The 17874-nt window shown below is 58.5% G+C and carries 13 protein-coding genes; 12 read left to right on the top strand and 1 reads right to left on the bottom strand.

Features of this window, described 5'->3' with window-relative positions:
* The 3 genes from JD108_RS05605 to ltrA all read left to right on the top strand — a co-directional run bounded on the left by JD108_RS05605 (window position 1) and on the right by ltrA (window position 4021).
* Window positions 1–1113: a mandelate racemase/muconate lactonizing enzyme family protein gene (locus JD108_RS05605; protein WP_198828924.1), complete on the top strand. Its 1113-nt coding sequence runs from the start codon at window positions 1–3 to the stop codon at window positions 1111–1113.
* An 86-nt stretch (window positions 1114–1199) separates the two neighbouring features.
* On the top strand, window positions 1200–2084 hold the full coding sequence (locus tag JD108_RS05610) for a LysR family transcriptional regulator (protein WP_198828925.1): 885 nt from the start codon (window positions 1200–1202) through the stop codon (window positions 2082–2084).
* 593 nt (window positions 2085–2677) lie between these two features.
* The gene (gene ltrA, locus JD108_RS05615; protein WP_198826945.1) at window positions 2678–4021 is read left to right on the top strand and encodes a group II intron reverse transcriptase/maturase; all 1344 of its coding nucleotides are present in this window, start codon (window positions 2678–2680) and stop codon (window positions 4019–4021) included.
* 73 nt (window positions 4022–4094) lie between these two features.
* Here the strand turns inward: ltrA and JD108_RS05620 are convergent, their stop codons facing one another.
* The gene (locus JD108_RS05620; protein WP_198828926.1) at window positions 4095–5438 is read right to left on the bottom strand and encodes an MFS transporter; all 1344 of its coding nucleotides are present in this window, start codon (window positions 5436–5438) and stop codon (window positions 4095–4097) included.
* Window positions 5439–5644: 206 nt separating this feature from the next.
* Between JD108_RS05620 and JD108_RS05625 the strand changes: the two genes are divergently transcribed.
* The 9 genes from JD108_RS05625 to JD108_RS05665 all read left to right on the top strand — a co-directional run bounded on the left by JD108_RS05625 (window position 5645) and on the right by JD108_RS05665 (window position 17791).
* Complete coding sequence (locus tag JD108_RS05625; protein WP_198828927.1) at window positions 5645–6823, top strand: ROK family transcriptional regulator; 1179 nt, start codon at window positions 5645–5647, stop codon at window positions 6821–6823.
* A gap of 55 nt (window positions 6824–6878) precedes the next feature.
* Window positions 6879–7973, top strand: a complete 1095-nt coding sequence (locus JD108_RS05630; protein WP_407649423.1) for an extracellular solute-binding protein — start codon at window positions 6879–6881, stop codon at window positions 7971–7973.
* A 204-nt stretch (window positions 7974–8177) separates the two neighbouring features.
* On the top strand, window positions 8178–9260 hold the full coding sequence (locus tag JD108_RS05635) for an ABC transporter ATP-binding protein (RefSeq protein WP_198828929.1): 1083 nt from the start codon (window positions 8178–8180) through the stop codon (window positions 9258–9260).
* A 12-nt stretch (window positions 9261–9272) separates the two neighbouring features.
* Window positions 9273–11000: an ABC transporter permease gene (locus tag JD108_RS05640; RefSeq protein ID WP_198828930.1), complete on the top strand. Its 1728-nt coding sequence runs from the start codon at window positions 9273–9275 to the stop codon at window positions 10998–11000.
* Between the two features lie 127 nt (window positions 11001–11127).
* Complete coding sequence (locus JD108_RS05645; RefSeq protein ID WP_198828931.1) at window positions 11128–13653, top strand: PIG-L family deacetylase; 2526 nt, start codon at window positions 11128–11130, stop codon at window positions 13651–13653.
* 155 nt (window positions 13654–13808) lie between these two features.
* Window positions 13809–15317 (top strand): argininosuccinate lyase, encoded by a 1509-nt coding sequence (argH, locus tag JD108_RS05650; protein WP_198828932.1) that lies wholly within the window; start codon window positions 13809–13811, stop codon window positions 15315–15317.
* A complete protein-coding gene (locus JD108_RS05655) occupies window positions 15317–16498 on the top strand; it encodes an N-acetylglucosamine kinase (protein ID WP_198828933.1) in 1182 nt (393 codons plus the stop codon). The genes argH and JD108_RS05655 overlap by 1 nt, the downstream gene beginning before the upstream one ends.
* A 3-nt stretch (window positions 16499–16501) precedes the next feature.
* Complete coding sequence (locus JD108_RS05660) at window positions 16502–17239, top strand: PIG-L deacetylase family protein (RefSeq protein ID WP_198828934.1); 738 nt, start codon at window positions 16502–16504, stop codon at window positions 17237–17239.
* A 192-nt stretch (window positions 17240–17431) separates the two neighbouring features.
* Window positions 17432–17791 carry an antibiotic biosynthesis monooxygenase family protein gene (locus tag JD108_RS05665; protein ID WP_407649401.1) on the top strand — a complete coding sequence of 120 codons (360 nt, stop codon included), beginning with the start codon at window positions 17432–17434 and terminating at the stop codon, window positions 17789–17791.
* The last annotated feature ends 83 nt before the right edge of the window (window positions 17792–17874 follow it).

Below are 17874 nucleotides of genomic sequence, written 5' to 3' on the forward strand. Positions count from 1 at the left end.
ATGGCGCGAATTCGTTCGGTGGACATCTACGCGATTGCGCTGCCGCTGATTCGTCCGTTTATCATTTCCTACGATTCCTTCCACGAGATGCCGACGATTCTGGTTCGCCTGGAAACCGAGGAGGGGATCGTGGGGTACGGCGAGGCTACCCCGGATGAGCATGTGACGGGAGAGACTTACTGGAGCACGATCGAAGTGCTCAAGCACCATCTGGGACCGGCCGTGCTGGGAGAGCATCCCTTTGCGCTGGAGCGGATTCACGCCAAGATGAACCAGAAGGTGAAGGGTGTGCCTGCGGCCAAGGCGGCCATCGACATCGCCTGCCATGATCTGATGGGCAAGCTGGCCGGACAGCCGCTCTACCGCCTGCTGGGAGGTCCCGCTCATGAGGAACTGGTAATCCCGTACGTCATGAGCATCCTGCCGCCTGATGTGATGGCTGAGGAAGCGAAGGCAGCCGTGGCTGACGGGTATCGGACCCTGAAGCTGAAAGTCGGAACCGATGTCCCGACGGATGTCGCCCGCGTCCGAGCTGTTCGTCAGGCGGTCGGGCCTGACATCAGGCTCCGCGTCGACGTCAATCAGGGCTGGGGCTATGCGGCCGAGACCCTAGGGGCGCTCGGGCAGCTGGCCGATTGCCACATCGACTGGATCGAGCAGCCCGTCCACGCCGACGATCTGGACGGGATGGCCGACATACGCCGCCAGACCGCGATTCCGGTCATGGTGGACGAGGGTCTCCTCGGAGACAAAGAGATGCGGCAGATCATTCAGAAGAATGCGGCCGATTGGATCAATATCAAGCTGATGAAATGCGGCGGTCTCTATCCGGCAGTTCGCCTGATTCACCAGGCGGAGATGGCGGGGATCCGGACGCAGATCGGCTCCATGGTGGAGTCTGCCGTGGCGACGGCGGCGGGGGCCCATCTCTCCCTGGCCAAGAAGAACGTCTGGTCCAATGAAATGGTCGGACCGCGCATGTTTGCCGACGATGTGGCGGACTTCCCGATCGCGGGGGACCGCATCCGGCTGAGCGAGTCGCCGGGGCTGGGCATCGACGTCCAGGAGGAGAAAATAGCCTCCCTGGCGCGCATTCACATAAAATTGACATAGCATTCAGTGGCTCCATCGGGTACACTTTTGTGAAGAAGATTGTGCGGTTTTCGCCTTTCAACATTCAGAAAGAGTGAGAGTAGACGATGGAGCTTCGTAATTTAAAGACCTTTCAGGTCGTCGCCGAACATCTGAATCTGACCAAAGCAGCCGAACAGCTGGGATACAGCCAACCGACCATCACGCTGCAAATCCAGGCATTGGAGCGGGAACTGGGCCACTCCTTGTTAAACCGGGTAGGAAAGCGCACCTTTCTCACGCCGGCGGGCAAGGTCGTCCTGGCGCACACGGAAAAATTGTTTTCCGTGATGCAGTTGATGGAGGAAGAGCTGAACCATCTCAATAATCCCTATGGCAATCTGGTCGTAGCTGCTCCCGAATTTTACTGTACGCAGTACATGCCGCAAATGCTGAAGTCCTATCTGGAAATGCATCCGCAGGTCAATTTGCAGGTGATCTCCTGCAGCAGCCAGGAGACGCTGCGGAGAGTAAGCAACCATGAGGCAGACGTGGGCATCATCGCCGGCACCTGCGAGCTGCCGGAGGTGCATGCCCGCGTAGTGGACCTGGAGGAGTTCGCCCTGGTCGCCACGCCCGACATGGTCGGAGAGCGCAGCTTTTCGGAGGTGCTGGAGCAGTATCCGTTCCTCTCTTACCAGGAGGGCTGCAATCTCGACAGCTTTATCAGCCAATGCCTGTCGGAAATCAATTACGCGCCGCCGTCTGTCATCAAGTGTACGAGCGAAGAGACGATCAAACGGGCCGTCCTCAACGAGACCGGCGTAGCCTTTCTCAGTACAGCGCTGGTCGTAGCCGAACTGCGCTCCGGGGCACTAGTGGAGCTCCACCGCTTCTCCCAGCGGGCAGAGACCTCGGTCATCTGTCTGGACCGGAGAAAAGAGGAAGCGGCGATCCAGACCTTTACCGAGCTGGTCTCGGATGTATGGCAATCGGTTCGGGAAACGCAATAAACAAGAGGTTGCTTTCGAAAAGAAAGCCTCCCTTCCCCGCGGTGCTGCGGGGAGGGGAGGCTTGTTTTTATGCTGCCTGCGTGCCCAGCAAGCCGTTAATTGCTAGTTGGTGAAAGTCCAACCGAGGTAAGAGCCAAGTCGCCTCGTAGCTGACAGGCAACTGGTGGAGTGATCCTAAGGTTGAAGCCCTGTGACAAAGTAACCCGAAAGGGTGCAAGCAAATCAGCAGACCGTAACATAAAGTGAATCCTGCCGCCTCGTTAAGAAAGACCATTGTAAGATGGACAAGGAGGAGCCGAGCCTGGGGGAAGTGGGCGAAGGCCACGGAAGGTGTGTAGAACTTGGATCGCAGCACTCAAGAACCTCTCGGGGTAAGGGGAACGGTATGCTGAGAAAGTAAGGAACGGAACTGGGGAGACCCTACTTTGCACACTCCGTCGGAGTGTAAAGCGGAAACCTATAACCGTAAGGGAAGTGGTGGACGGCAGAGAGGGAGTCGGAGGGGCTCATAGTACCAGAGAAGTGGAGACAACAAAACTCCATGGAGGAAAGGAGCCCTGCTTTGTTCACGGGTTGAAAGGAGGTAAGAGTGAGTGAATGCAAGTAAACTTGCTAACTACACCGATGCAAAAGCTCGACAACTTTGGACAACCCTATATCTTTGTGCCAAGGAAAATCCAAAACGGCGATTTCATGCTCTGTATGACAAGGTGTATCGTCCTGACATCCTCGCCGAAGCATGGCGCAGAGTGCGTGCCAACAAAGGAAGCGGCGGAGTGGACGGACAGACAATCGAAAGAATTGTACATGAATACGGAGAGAGTAAATTCCTCAATGAAATCTACCTCGACCTAAAGAGAAAACGGTACCATCCGGCACCAGTTCGACGCACGTACATTCCAAAAGCGGATGGGAAGCAAAGACCGCTTGGCATCCCGACGATACGAGATCGAGTTGTCCAAATGGCAACCAAAATGGTCATTGAGCCAATTTTCGAGGCGGACTTTAAAGATTGCTCATATGGATTCCGACCGAAACGAAATGCCCACCAGGCGATTGCACAAATCAGAAAAGCGAGCAAACAGGCATATTGGGTAGTTGATGTAGACATCAAGGGGTACTTTGACAACATCAATCAGGAGAAGCTGATGAAACTGGTTGAGCAAAGGATTTCGGACCGCAGAGTACTAAAACTGATTCGAAAATGGCTGCAAGCAGGTGTCATGGAAGGTGTACAGTTCCATGAAACGGATTGGGGAACTCCGCAAGGAGGAGTAATTTCGCCGCTGCTTGCGAACATTTACCTCAACTACATGGATACAATCTGGGAGAAACAATTTTCTCATCTTGGCAAATTAGTTCGATACGCCGATGATTTCGTGGTCATGTGCAAGACGAAAAAGGATGCCTTGGAAAGCATTCAGGTTATAAAGGCCATTATGAGCAAACTTGACCTGACTCTTAGCAAGGAAAAGTCTCGATTGATCAATATCTGGGACAACACCGCAGGCTTTGACTTCCTCGGTTTTCATCATCGAAAATTTCCCGTTCTCATTAAAGGTGGAAAAAGGATATATGTCATGTCACATATTCCAAGCAAGAAAGCAATGAAAGAAATGAGACGGAAAATTAAGATGTACACCGAACCGCGCAGCAAGTTGTACTGGCCGCTGCATGAGGTGGTACAAGGGCTTAATCGAAAGCTTAAGGGATTCAAGAACTACTATTCAATTTCAACTATAGCAGCAAGATGGTTAAACAGAATTGATTGGTATGTAATAGAAAGGCTGACGCTATTCGTTAACAAGAAAAGGAATGTGCGAAACAAGCATTCCAGGGTCGGGGAGGTAATGAAAGCCACACGGGGATCATTGGTGAAACTTGCCGGAGAGGACTACCGAATGCCAAAGAAAGAAGAGCATCGGAAAGCCGTATGAGGGAAAACCTCACGTACGGTTTGATGAGGGGGAGCTGAAATGAGTAAGGCGACCATATGGTCGCCCAAAAGTTTCAGTTCTCTACTCTACTTTTGAGAAGGGCGCCGATCAACAGCAGACCGAGCAGAGAAGCGAGCGCGCTGATGCTGTACAGGTAGGAAAACCCGTCGGCAAACCGGTCCAGCATCAATCCGGCAACCGTTGGCCCGAGGGTAGAGCCCATCGACCGAAACAGGCTTACGTAGCCGACAGCCGCTCCCATCTCCCGGGGGGCTGCGGCACGGAGAATCAGGATGTTCAGGGGGGCGCCGACGATAACGCCGATGCCAAAGCCCATCAGGACGATCGTGATCAGGTAGAGAATCATTCCGTCAACAGCAAAGGCGAGAGACAGACCGCTGATCGCGGTGAGCAGGAAGCCGCCCAGGAGCACGCGAGAGGCGCCCCATTTGTCGGTCAGGATGCCGCCAGCCAAAGAAGCGGTCATGGTGGCGATGGCCAGCGGGATAATGCTGACGCCGCTTGCGCCTTTTGCCAGTCCGAGAACGGTCTCGGAGTAGAGAGGCAGCAGCGTGTTCGCCGCAGCCATCACGAATCCCGAAACGAGCGAAGCCAAAAGCACGAACAAAGAATGCGGGTTCGTAAAATAGGAGACGTTCAGAACCGGATCGGTCTGTTTCCTTTCGATGCGAACGAGTGCGAGAAGCAGGGCGAGCGCGATCAGCAGGAGCCAGCCATTGCCGCTGGAAATGCCGGTCATTGCCGAAAAGATCACGCCGCCCAAAAGGGCAATGCCCATCCAGTCTACAGGCTGCTTCACGGTTTGCTGCACGGGTTTGTACCGGCCCATCAGCAGAAAGATGATGACGGAGAGCGGCAGGTTGATCAGGAATATCCACTGCCAGTCCCAGGAGGAAATGATCCAGCCGCCTGCCAGCGGTCCGAGTATCGTCCCCGAGCCAAAGGCGATACCGATCCAGCCCATCGCTTTCCCCCGCTCTTCCGGCGGGTAGGTAGCGGCGATTTGGGCTGCGGTAATCGGGAAGATCCCGCCGGCACCGACAGCCTGAACGGCTCGTCCGAGCAAAAAGACGAGAAAGTTGGGAGCGAGAGCGGCGATCAGGGAACCGAGAGCAAAAGCAGCGATGCCAAACTGAAAGGTCTCCTTCCGGCCAAATCGGTCGGAGAGCTTGGCAAGCACAGGGATGCTGATCGCGAAGACCAGGGTATATATCGTAAAGCTCCACACGCCCCAGGAGGAGCTGACCTGAAAGGTCGTAAAGATCGTGCTGAGCGCGGGCCCGACGATGCCGTGATCCAGCGCGCCGAGGAAGATGCCGGCGAGAAAGAGGAAGGTGACGAGTCTTCGATTCAGTCCTTGTCTGTGATTTTCGACCGTAGTTGTTTGGGTGTTCATGGGTTTCACTCCTTGAAAGTGGCAACTCTGCAAGACAGGATTGATGGAATCAGTGCTTGTGTCAGTAAATATACAATACCCCCGTATAGTATGTAAAGAGAAATGTTGGCAAGATAAATTGTTTGATTATTCAGTAATAAAAAGATGGGTTTCGGCTTACTTTGTTAGTAAGGTTAACTAACTCTTCCGGTGGTGAATAGCAAGGCGTGCGCTCTTCCAAAAGAACTGGCAGCAGCCAACTGGTCAAAAAGTGGAACAAGGAGGAGATCTTGCAGCAGGTGATTGCCCATGGCCAAATCTCCCGTGCTGACATTTCCAAGCATACGCGGCTGAGCCGTCCCTGCGTCTCCGCGCTCGTCGAGGAGATGATGCGGGAGGGACTGCTGCAGGAGGTGGGCAGGGGCGACTCCCGCGGCGGCCGCAAGCCGATATTGCTGGAGTACAACTATCGGGCGTATGCCATCGCGGGAGCGGTATTTGATGGCTTGACGCTGGAGATGGCAGTCGCCGACCTGAAAGGAAAGTTCTTGGTCCGGTACCAGAAAAGACTGCCGCAGCCAGCCAACGGAGAGCTGGTGATGGAAGCATTGGCTCAGGGATTCGAGGAGATGATGCGGGAGTGCAGCCTGGAGAGCGAGCGGTTTCTCGGGATCGGCGTCGGACTTCCCGGCGTGACGCAGCGGGGCAGCGGCACGGTCAGTTACTCGCCCAGCACAGGCTGGATGGGTTCGCCGATTCAGCAGACGATCGAGGAGCGGCTGGGCTTGCCGGTCATTATCGACAACGACGTGAATATGATGACGCTGGGCGAGTACGTCCGCGGCGTGGGGGTGGGCTATTCGAGCGTCGTCTATCTCTACGTCGGCACAGGGATCGGCTCCGGGATCATTTTGGATGGACAGTTTTACCGGGGCAGCCGGGAAGCGGCCGGGGAGATCGGCTTTATGATGATCGGTCCCGAGCCGGCCAGGAGAGACGATGCGTCCGGCGTCTTTGAGACCCATTACGCCGCTCCCGGCATCATGAACAAGGCAAAGGGATTTCTCTCTGACCTTCAGGTGGGTTCGAGTGTCATAGAAGCGCTGATTCGCTGCGCGAAGGAGGAACAGGCGGAAGCAGCCAGGCTCCTGGATGAGGTGTACCGCCACTGGGCGTACAGCATGGCCAATATCGCCAGCATCCTCAATCCGGAGCTCTTGATCCTGAGCGGGGAGATGGTCCATATCGATGACGAAGGGGTGAAGCGGATACAAGACTGGCTGTGCGAGTGGGTGCCTGTCGCGCCAGAGCTGAAAAGGGCCAGTCTGGGAGAGCAGGCAGGCTTGATCGGTGCCGTCCACAGTGTTTTAGAGGCATTCCCGTCCACACGTCTGCTGGACAGGTAGGTAGAAAAAGGGGGAGTTTGTGTTGAAAAGGTCCAACAGCGCTTTTCAAAAATGGATGCGCGGCATTTTTGCCAGCTCACTGGCCCTGGCCGTGGCCGCTTGCTCCGGCGGCGGTCAGGAGGCAAAGCCCGCTGACGGAAATCCCGGCGCACAGCCGGCACCGAGCGGCGAGACGAAGCCTGCCGAACCGGAGGGCGACCAGAAGCTGATCATTTACACGGCCCGCGACAAAAACATCTTCGAAATCGTCATCCCCAAATTCAATGAAAAGTACCCGAACATCGAAGTGGAAACGCTGGAGATGGGGGCGCAGCAGATTCTGGAGCGGGTCCGGGCGGAAAAAGCCAACCCGCAGGCCGACTTCTGGTGGGGCGGCACCCAGTCGGCTTTGAGCACGGCAGCGGATGAAGGCTTGCTGGAGGCATACAAGCCCACGTTTGCCGACAAGATCCCCGATCTGTACAAAGATCCGCAGGACCGCTGGTACGGGGAGATGCTGCTGCCCGAGGTGATCATGTACAATTCCGACGCGCTGAAGCCGGAAGAAGCGCCCCAGGATTGGGATGAGCTGCTCGATCCCAAATTCAAGGATAAAATCGTCATCCGCAACGTCCTCCCCTCCGGCACGATGCGAACCATCTACTCCGCGATGATTTACCGCCAAGGCCCCGACACCCCGGAAAAGGGCTATGAGTGGCTGCTCAAGCTGGATGCCAACACCAAGGAATACACCCAGGACCCGACTAACCTCTATCTCAAGCTGGACCGTCAGGAAGGCGTCATCTCCCTGTGGAATTTGCAGGATGTGCTGATTCAGAGCAAGCAGAACAATCACCCGTATGACTTCATCTATCCGAAGAGCGGCGCGCCGATTCTCGTCGACGGCGTCGCCCTGGTAAAAGGGGCGAAGAACGCCGAAGCCGCCAAGAAGTTCTACGAATTCCTGTTCAGCCCGGAAATCGCGGCGCAGCTCGCCAAGGAACGCTTCCAGTTCCCTTCCCGCACGGACATCAGCAAAGACGATCTCCCCGACTTCATGAAAAACCTGGAGCTGAAGCCGCTGGAGCTGGATTGGGGCGTCATGGCGCAAAAGGAAAAAGAGTGGATGCAGTACTGGGACGAGAACATCAAGGGCAAAGGCAAGAAGTAACCACCGGGTGACAGCAAGCGGCATGGAAACACCCGCGGTTGGCTCGCCATTGGCTGGCACCAAGAGCCGGTGAGCCAAGCAGGCGAGCGTCCAGGCGGAGCGGCGAGGTCCACTCCGTCTGGCCTCATCCGGCTTGCGCGTGGAAGCCCGCTTTCTGCCGGTTCCCCAACAATGACCGCTCATTTTTGCAAGGGAGGACACCAGATGAGCAGTGTGACTTTGGATCATGTACATAAGCGCTTTGGCCAGGCCAAAGGCGTAGAGGATGTCCACATCCATATCGAATCGGGTGAATTTTTTACCTTTCTCGGACCGAGCGGCTGCGGAAAGACGACGACGCTGCGGATGATCGCCGGCTTTTACTATCCGACAGAGGGGCGGATCGCTTTCGGCCGTCAGGATGTGACCCATCTGCCGCCGCACAAGCGGAATACCGGCATGGTGTTTCAAAACTACGCGCTGTTTCCGCATCTGACCGTCTTTGAAAATATCGCGTTTGGGCTTCAGGTGCGCAAGGCTTCCAAAGCGGTGATCCGGGAGCGGGTGGAGCGGATCATGAATCTGGTGCGCCTCGACGGCTACGGCAGCCGCCGCATCGATCAGCTGTCCGGCGGGCAGCAGCAGCGGGTGGCCTTGGCCCGGGCGCTGGTGATCGAGCCGCAAATCCTGCTGCTGGACGAACCGCTGTCCAATCTCGATGCCAAGCTGCGGGAAGAGACGCGCTATGAGATCAAGCGCCTCCAGATGGAGCTGGGCATCACCACGATCTACGTCACCCACGATCAGGCGGAGGCGATGTCCCTGTCCGACCGGATCATGGTGATGAACAGCGGAATCGTCCAGCAGATCGGCACGCCGCACGACATCTATCACCGGCCGGTGAATCGGTTTGTGGCTTCCTTTATCGGCGAGACCAATCTGTGGGAGGGAGTGGTGACCGAGATCAGGGGGGAGGACGTCCGCGTGCAGGTGTCGCCGGGGCTGATTCTGCTCGGCTCGAAGCGGCAGGCCTCGCCCGAGGCGCGTCTGTCGGCGGGGGAAAAAGTGACCGTATCCATTCGTCCAGAGGCGATTTTGCAGCGGGAGAGTGCGGGAGCGGACGGTGAGAACGTGGTCAGGGGACAGGTGACGATGGCCGAGTTTACCGGGGCCTCTGTCAACTACGTGACCAGCGTCGGCCCCCACCAGTTGAAAAGCATGTTCGTCAACCAAGGCGGCCCGGTGAAACAGCGGGGAGAGACAATTTTTCTGGAGATTCCCAAAGAGAGCATCTATTTTGCCGGATAAGGAGGAGAAGCGATGAGAGCAGAGCTAGAGCCGCGATGGGGGCGAGCCCGGCGCATGTCGTGGACCGCTTCTCCGGCTTTCGTCTACGTGCTGGTTTCGCCGCTATTCATCATCCTGCTCGCGTATGTGATTTACCCGCTGTGGGAGACCTTCGTAGCCAGCATCCAGATCGACGGAGAGACGAGTTGGAAAAACTATGCCCGTTTTTTCAGCCTGGCCCATACAGCCAATCTGGAAGCGCTCTGGACCAGCATCTACATCTCTGTCCTGAGCGTGATCACCTGCGGTATCGTCGGGGTGACGATGGCCTTTTTGCTGGAGCGGTACGATTTTCCGGGGCGCAACATCCTGTCCGTACTGGCTCTGGTGCCGATGGCCCTGCCGCCGCTGATCGGGGTGCTCTCCTTTACCTTCCTGTACGGAGAGAGCGGGATTTTTCCCCGGGCGATCAAAGAACTGTTCGGGCTGGCCGAGGTGCCTTTTGCGCTGAAAGGCATCTGGGGCGTCGTCGTCGTCCACACCTTTACGATGTACACCTACTTCTTCATGACCGCATCGGCGGCGATCAAGGGGCTGGACCCTTCCCTGGAGGAAGCGGCGGCCAGCCTCGGAGCCGGACGTCTGACGGTCTGGCGGCGGGTCATCCTGCCGATGCTGACCCCGGCTTTGGTGGCCTCGTCCCTGCTGGTATTCATGATCTCGATGGCTTCCTATACCGCTCCGCTCATCTTTGGCATCGACCGGACGATGACGATGCAGATCTATCTCTCGCGGACCAACGGCGATCTGGACATGGCCGCCACGCAATCGACGATTCTCTCTATCGTCTCCGTCGCTTTTCTGCTGCTGATGCGCTGGTATCAAGGGGTGCGCAACTACCAGAATCTGAGCAAGGGCGTCAGCGTGCACCGAACAGAGATCAAGAGCAAGGCAGGCCGCTACGTGTCGATGGTGCTCGCGTTTGTCGGGATGGTGATTCTGCTTTTGCCGATCCTCGTGCTGGTGCTGATCTCTTTTTCGGTAGACGGCACCTGGACCGTACAGATCTTGCCGCCGACCTACACGCTGGAGCATTACAAGGACCTGTTTACCGATAAAAAGACCTGGCGGCCGATCATGAACAGCCTCCAGCTCAGCGGAATCGCCACGATCGGCATCGTCCTGTTCGGCGTGGCCGCGGCCTATGCGATGGTCCGGCTCCGGTTTCGCGGCAAAACCCTGCTGGATACCCTGATCATGCTGCCGTGGGCCCTGCCCGGCACCGTCGTGGCCGTCAACCTGATCGCCGCCTTCAGCGAACCGACCGTATTCAGCCTGAACCAGGTGCTGATCGGCACGTTTTGGATCATTCCGCTCGCCTACTTCGTGCGCCATCTGCCGCTGGTGTTCCGCTCTACTTCGGCGACGCTGATGCAGATGGACCCGTCGGTGGAGGAGGCTGCGCGCAATCTCGGGGCGACGTGGTGGTACAGCTTTCGCAGAGTTGTCGCTCCGATGGCGTTCGGCGGCATTCTGGCGGGGACGCTGCTCGCCTTCGTCCAGTGCATTGGAGAGTTCGTCGCTTCGATTCTGATCTTTACGCCGAAGACCATGCCCCTGTCCGTGGCGATTTTTCAGCGCATGTACGCCTTTGAATTCGGGACTGCCTGCGCTTACGGCGTCCTGCAAATCGCCGTGATCATCATCGTGCTGTTCCTCTCCCGCAAACTGGCAGGCGACAAAGCAACCACGGCTGTCTGAAGAAAGTCCGTATTTTTTCGCGTCAATCCATGGCGACCGCATGAACTCACCGGCACGGGGGCCATGATTGATAAAGCAGGCTCTTTCTGCGAGCAGATCATCGTACAGAAGAAGAGGAGGAGCGTTCATGAGAAAGAGGACTTATCCCAAGCTGTTTTCTCTCCTTGCAGTCTTTGTGCTGGCAGTCGGTCTGGTCTTGCCGCTGTCGCCGCAGACGGCGCATGCGGATCGCGGCGTCGTCGATCTGTGGAAGGCGATCAAGCCGCTCACGACGATTGCCAGCGCGATGAATACGGGAGCACACCCGGACGACGAGCATAGTGCGATGCTCGCCTATCTGGCATTGGGATTGGGCGTGGACACGTCCAGCATCATTGCCAACCGGGGGGAAGGCGGGCAAAACGAAATCGGCAGCGAGCTGAATCAGGCGCTGGGGATCATCCGCACGCGGGAGCTGGAGGAGGCCTCCAAGGTCACCCATGTCAAGCTGGGCATCCTCAGCGAGGACATGGATGATCCCATCTACGACTTCGGCTTCTCCAAAAGTCCGGACGAGACGCTTTCCAAATGGGGCGAAGAGGTGGTCTACGAGCGGTTGATCCGCAAAATCCGCGAGCACCGCCCGGATGTGCTCATCCCCGCTTTTTTGGATGTGCCCTCCACGCACGGACATCACCGGGCGATCAATGTCATTACGGTCCGGGCGTTTGAAGATGCGGCCGATCCGGCGGTGTTTCCGCAGCACCGGGAGCAGGGGCTCTCTCCCTGGCAGGTGAAAAAGCTGTACGTCCCGGCTACGGAAAAGGATTACGACGTTCGCGTGCCAGTCGGCGAGTACGACGAGATTTACGGCGCGTCTTACCTCCAGCTGGGCGAGGAATCGCGGTTTATGCACAAGAGCCAGGGGATGGGACGCCATTATGACGAAGGGCCGAGCTACAGCTACTACAAGCTGGAAAAGGCGGCGGCAGGCGCAGAGGGTCCCGATTTCTTTGCCGGCATCGCCTACACCTTCAAGGATCTGGCGGATGAAGTGAGGAAAACTCCCGGCGGAGGAAAGCTGGCCGCCGACCTCGACCGGCTGCAAAAGGATGCGGATGAAGTCATCGCCGCTTATCCTCATTTTGCCCGCGTAGCGGAGAAGGTGCACCGGATGCTGGCGGACGTATTGCAGACGAAGGCTGCCGTCCAGGCGTCCAGCCTCGGGGCAGACGCAAAGCGGGATCTGCTGCACCGTCTGGCGGTGAAGGAAGAGCAATTGAACAAAGCGAGCGCGGAAAGCCTGTCTCTGGTGGCCAAGGTGAAGCCGGAGAGCGGCGAGCTGGTCGCCGGACAGAAGACCCGGGTGACCGTCAGCGCCTACAATGGCGGAACGGTTACATGGGATCAGGTCACGCTGGGCCTGAATGTACCGGCAGGCTGGAGCGCCAGACCGCTCGGGGAGACGCGCATCCGTCAGCTCGGTTACAATCAGTGGGCACGGGCGGAGTACGAGGTGACGGTGCCCGCAGACGCCGCCTACTTTCATCCGTATCGACCGCCCGCAGTGACGGCAGATGTAGAAGTGACCGCATTTGGTGCCACATCCGTCACTCGCGCGGTTCCCGCCGATCCTGTAGCGGTTCTGCCGGGCTTCGCGCTTGCGGCCAGTCCAAGCGCGACGGTATGGAACACGCTGAAGCCTGAGGAGGCGATCCCGGTCAAGGTGACGGTGAAAAACTACCACCCGGGGAAAGCCGACGCACAAATCGCGCTCGACCTGCCGCCGGGCTGGGCGGCAGAGCCCAAGTCTGCGCCGCTGACCTTTGCCGCCAAAGGGGAGACCAAATCGGCGGCCTTTACCGTGAAACCGTCTGCCGGCGTCAAGCCGGGATCGTATGCGATCACGGCTGTCGCTCGCGGAAACGGCAAGGAAAGCCGGCACGGTGCCCAGTTGATCCGCTATCCGCATATCGGCACCACGTACTTCGTCCAGTCCGCGGCTGTCACGGTCCAGGCGTTTGACCTGAAGGTGCCGGAGGGGCTCAAAGTAGGCTATGTGTCCAGCGGCTTTGACAATATCGACCAGTATCTGCAGCAGGTCGGCGTCGACGTCACCCTGCTCGGCGCCAAAGATATCGAATCCGGCGACCTCAGCCAGTACGACACGATCGTCCTCGGCATCCGCGCCTACGGCTTCCGCCCGGAGCTGACCGCGAGCAATGCCCGCCTGCTGAAGTACGTAGAGGACGGCGGCAATCTGGTGGTGCAGTACCACAAGCCGGAGGACAACTGGAAGCCGGAGCTGGCCCCGTATCCCATCACCATTGGGACGCCCCTGATCCAGTGGCGGGTCACGGATGAGAACTCCAAAGTGACGATGCTGGCCCCGGATCACCCGATCTTCCAGACGCCCAATACGATCACCGATGCGGATTGGGACCACTGGGTGCAGGACCGTTCCGCCTACAATCCCGCGCAGTGGGGAGACGAATATGTGGAGCTCATCAAAAACGGCGATCCGGGAGAGAAGGAGTTTACCGGCACCTTCCTTACAGCCAAGTACGGCAAGGGGACCTACACCTACAGTTCGCTCGTCTGGTACCGGGAAATTCCTGCGCTGGTCCCCGGTGCGATCCGCATTTTCGTCAATATGGTCAGTCTGGGACAGTAGGCTGCGAGCAGGAGGGAGACAGCAGGGCAGCCTGCTGCTCTCCTCCAACCCGCCGGCTGCGAGATCGGACGTGATGGCAGAGAAAACAGGAAGAGCAGAGGATGGCGCAGAAACAGCACATACGGATACAGAAACGCACGGAAGGAGATGCAGGAATGAACGATAAAGCGCGAATTTTCCAACAGGAGGGTGAGGCTTTTCCCGGGAAAACGTATGCCGAGACGGTGCTGGAACCAGCCTTTGCCGAGGCCAAAGCCAATCTTTTGCAGCCGATGATGGCGGTCAACAAAGCTCATCTCATCATGCTGCGCGAACAGGAGCTGATCACCGACGGCGAAGCGAAGGCCATCGCGAGGGCCCTGTCGGAAATCGATCTGGAGGAGATGTCCCGCTGCTCCTACACCGGGCAATATGAAGACTTGTTTTTTCAAGTGGAGAGCCGACTGCTCGAATTGGCGGGAGATGTCGCGGGCAATCTTCACTTGGCCCGCAGCCGCAATGACATGGGCATCGCTATCTACCGTCTGGTGCTGAGAAAAAAGCTGCTGGCCGCCCTGCATTCGGCCCTCTCGCTGAAGGGGCAGCTGCTCTCGTTTGCGCAGGAGCACGTCCATACGGTGATGATCGGATATACGCATACGCAGCAGGCCCAGCCGACGACGATGGCCCATTACATCACAGCCGCGGCGGATGTCCTCTCCCGGGACATTCGCCGTCTGATCAGCGCTTTTCACACCTGCAACCGCAGTCCGATGGGAGCGGCGGCCCTGACGACATCGGGCTTTCCGATCAATCGCAGGCGAGTCGCGGAGTTGCTCGGCTTCGCTGATCTGGTGGAAAACGCCTATGATGCGATCGGCGGGGCGGACTATCTGGGCGAGGCGGCGTCGGCTGTGCAGCTGGCTGCGATCAATCTCGGACGGACCGTGCAGGATATGCTGCAATGGTGCACCCAGGAATTTGCCATCTTGAAGGTCGCCGATCCTTATGTGCAGATCAGCTCGATCATGCCGCAAAAGCGCAATCCTGTCTCGTTCGAGCATATGCGCTCCCTGCTGTCAGCCGCCGCCGGCAACGCGTCTGCGGTGCTGATGATGATGCACAACACGCCGTTCGGAGACATCGTCGATACGGAGGACGACATGCAGCCCTACGCCTGGCGCAGTCTCGACAAGCTGGAGAGCATGTACCGCCTGATGGCCTGCGTGGTCGGGACGATGGAAGTAAACCGGGAGGGCCTCTTGGCGAGGGCAAAAGGCAGCTTCGCTACGGTGACGGAGCTGGCCGACACGCTGGTGAGGACAGACCGGCTTTCCTTCCGCACCTCGCATCAGATGGTCAGCCGCATCGTCCGGGAAGCGGCGGCCAGAGGCTTGCGGGCGGACCAGATCAGTCATGCGCTTGTGCAGGAGACCGCGCAGGCGGTCGTCGGCCGTTCGCTGGCGATTACGGAGCAAGAGCTGGAGCAGGCGCTGGATCCGGTTCACTTTGTGCAGGTGCGCCAGCTCCCCGGCGGCCCCAATCCAGAGGAGATGACCCGCGCGATCGGCCAGCGGCAGGCAGACTTGCAGGCTGAATGCGCCTGGCTCAGGCAGACCGGGGAAGATTGCGAAGCGGCGATCCGGCGCCTCGATCAGCTGGCGGGCGAATGGGGGGAGGCGTAATGGCAGGCAGGCGCATTCCCTTGCTGGCGATCGACGGAGGCGGCACCAAATGCCTGGCTGTGCTGGCGGACCGCTCCGGCCGCATCCTGGGGACGGGACGGGCAGGGGCCTGCAATTATCAGGGAATCGGGAGAGAAGCCGCCGCGGAGGAGCTGGTATCTGCCATCGAAGAAGCGCTGCGGAGCGTCTCCGAGGCGGCCACTCGCTCCGCTTCCCCTGCCGGACAGCCGGCCGCTTTTCAGGATGGACAGTCAGCTGGTTCCCATGTCGGAAACTCAGCTGCTTCCCCTGCCGGACAGCCAGCCGCTTCTCCGGCGCAGGTACAGGCCGAGTCAACCAGTCAGTCCGCTGACGGCGCTGCGGATGCTCCGCTCGAGGATGCTCCGCTCGAGGATGCCAAAACGGGCTGGGAGATCGACTGTGCCGTCTTCGGCATGGCCGGCCTGGATACCGACTACGACCGGCAGGTTATCGAGGAGATCGTCGCATGCGTGCTGGAGAAGCTCCACATTCAAGCCCGGCATCTGATCGTGGAAAATGACGGTTTTGCAGCTCTTCTCGGCGCCACCGGCGGCGATGCGGGCATTCTCGTCATCGCGGGGACCGGTTCGATCGCCTTTGGGGTGAATCAGGCGGGCGATACGGCACGCGCGGGAGGCTGGGGGCATCGCGTAGGTGACGAGGGGAGCGGCTACTGGATCGGCAAGCAGGCGGTCACGGCTGTGCTGAAGGCCGCGGATGGGCGCGGCGAGCCGACGATGCTGACGGGCCTCTTGCTGCCCCATTTCGGCGTGAACCGGGTCGAAGAGCTGTTCAACTGGATGTACGGCCCCGCTTATGCGGTGGAGAAAGTAGGGGAGCTGTCACCGCTAGTCAGCCAGGCGGCAAAGGCCGGGGACCGCGTGGCGGGGGCGATCCTGCGGGCAGCGGGAGAGGAACTGTTTCTCGCGGCCCGAGCCGTGATGGATCGGCTGGCCATGAAGGATCAGCCGTTCAAGATGATACTCCAGGGAGGCGTGCTGCAGCATGATGAACGCGTGCGGTCGCTCGTCATCGAAAGAATCAGCCGCCATTCGCCCCGGGTCACATTCGACAAGGCGGAGAACGAGCCGATTTACGGGGTGATCGCCAAGGGATTGGCCTGGCTGAATCGCTCCCCGACCGGGAATCGAGGTGTGTAAAACATGAAGAGATGGATGTTTGTGTTCCCCCACCCCGACGATGAATCCTTCGCCTGCGGCGGCACCCTGGCCAAATGCACGGCGGAGGGACAGGAGACCTGCCTGATCTGCATCACGTCGGGCTGCAAGGGGCGTTCGGGACCGTACCAGATCGACTGCAGGGAACAGCTGGCCCGCCACCGGGAGCGGGAGCTGGCCAGTGCGGCCGCGATTCTCGGCGTCACCCGGCTGGAATTGTACCGCTACCCCGATGGGGCGCTGGATGCCCTGGACCCGGGCGAGCTGAGCAACCGCCTGGCCGGTGCGATCGTCGAGTGGAAGCCAAAAGTCGTCGTGACGTTCCCTCCGGATGGCGTGACGGGTCATCCCGATCATATCGCGGTTTGCAAGGCGGTGACGGCGGCGGTCGAACGGGCGGAGCGGGAGCTTGCGCTAGAAGAGTATCCCCGGCTGTACTACGTATCCATCCCGCATTACTACGATCACTGTCCGGACAAAGGCCCCTTGGCCGCCCTGCCGATCACCGGCAAAGTGGATATTTCTTCGTATCGGGGAAAAAAGGGAGACGCCCTGCGCGCTCACCGCAGCCAGATCTACTCGGTCAACCGCGCCTACCCCGGCGTCATGGAGGGGGATGACGGTGTCATTGGCTGCTATGAGTACTACACTTTGGTCCGTTCGGAAGGACAGCCTGTTCGGTCCAAACCGCTGTCAGCCCGCATCCCGTTGATCGAGCTGTAGATTATGCAGGTCCTCAGCCATGAGTTGGCAGGCCTCAGGGCCGCAGGCCGGCTGCCATCATGAAAACAGACCGCCCTTTTGGCTGGAGTAGGGCGGTTTCTCATGGGCATCTGCAGAAAAAAAGGATATAATGGCGATAGCATTGAGAAGACAGACAAGCAAAGGGAAGCGAAGACAGGGGAGAAAATCGGCATGGAACAAAATGTGGATCCCATTCATTTATTTGCAAATACGCCCAACCCCCCGTATTACGCCGTCATTTTTACCTCCACGCGCAAGGGGGAGGATCATGGCTACGGAGAAATGGCGGAGAGGATGGTAGAGCTCGCCGGCAAACAGCCCGGCTTCCTCGGAGTGGAAAGCGTGAGGGATGCGACAGGTTTCGGCGTCACGGTCTCCTACTGGTCGTCGCTGGAGGCGATTAGGGAGTGGAAGCAGCACGAGGAACATCTGATCGCCCAGGAAAAAGGGAAGACCGTATGGTACGAGCATTACGTCACCCGCATCTGCAAGGTGGAGCGTGCGTACGAAATGAACCTTTTCCGGTCGTAAAATGACAGGGCTGGACCGACATGATGGAAACAGACGTGGTATCCTGTAAAGAGGGAACTGCGTCTTTTCTTATTAGACCATGA

This window comes from Brevibacillus composti (assembly GCF_016406105.1).
Classification (GTDB): Bacteria; Bacillota; Bacilli; order Brevibacillales; family Brevibacillaceae; genus Brevibacillus; species Brevibacillus composti.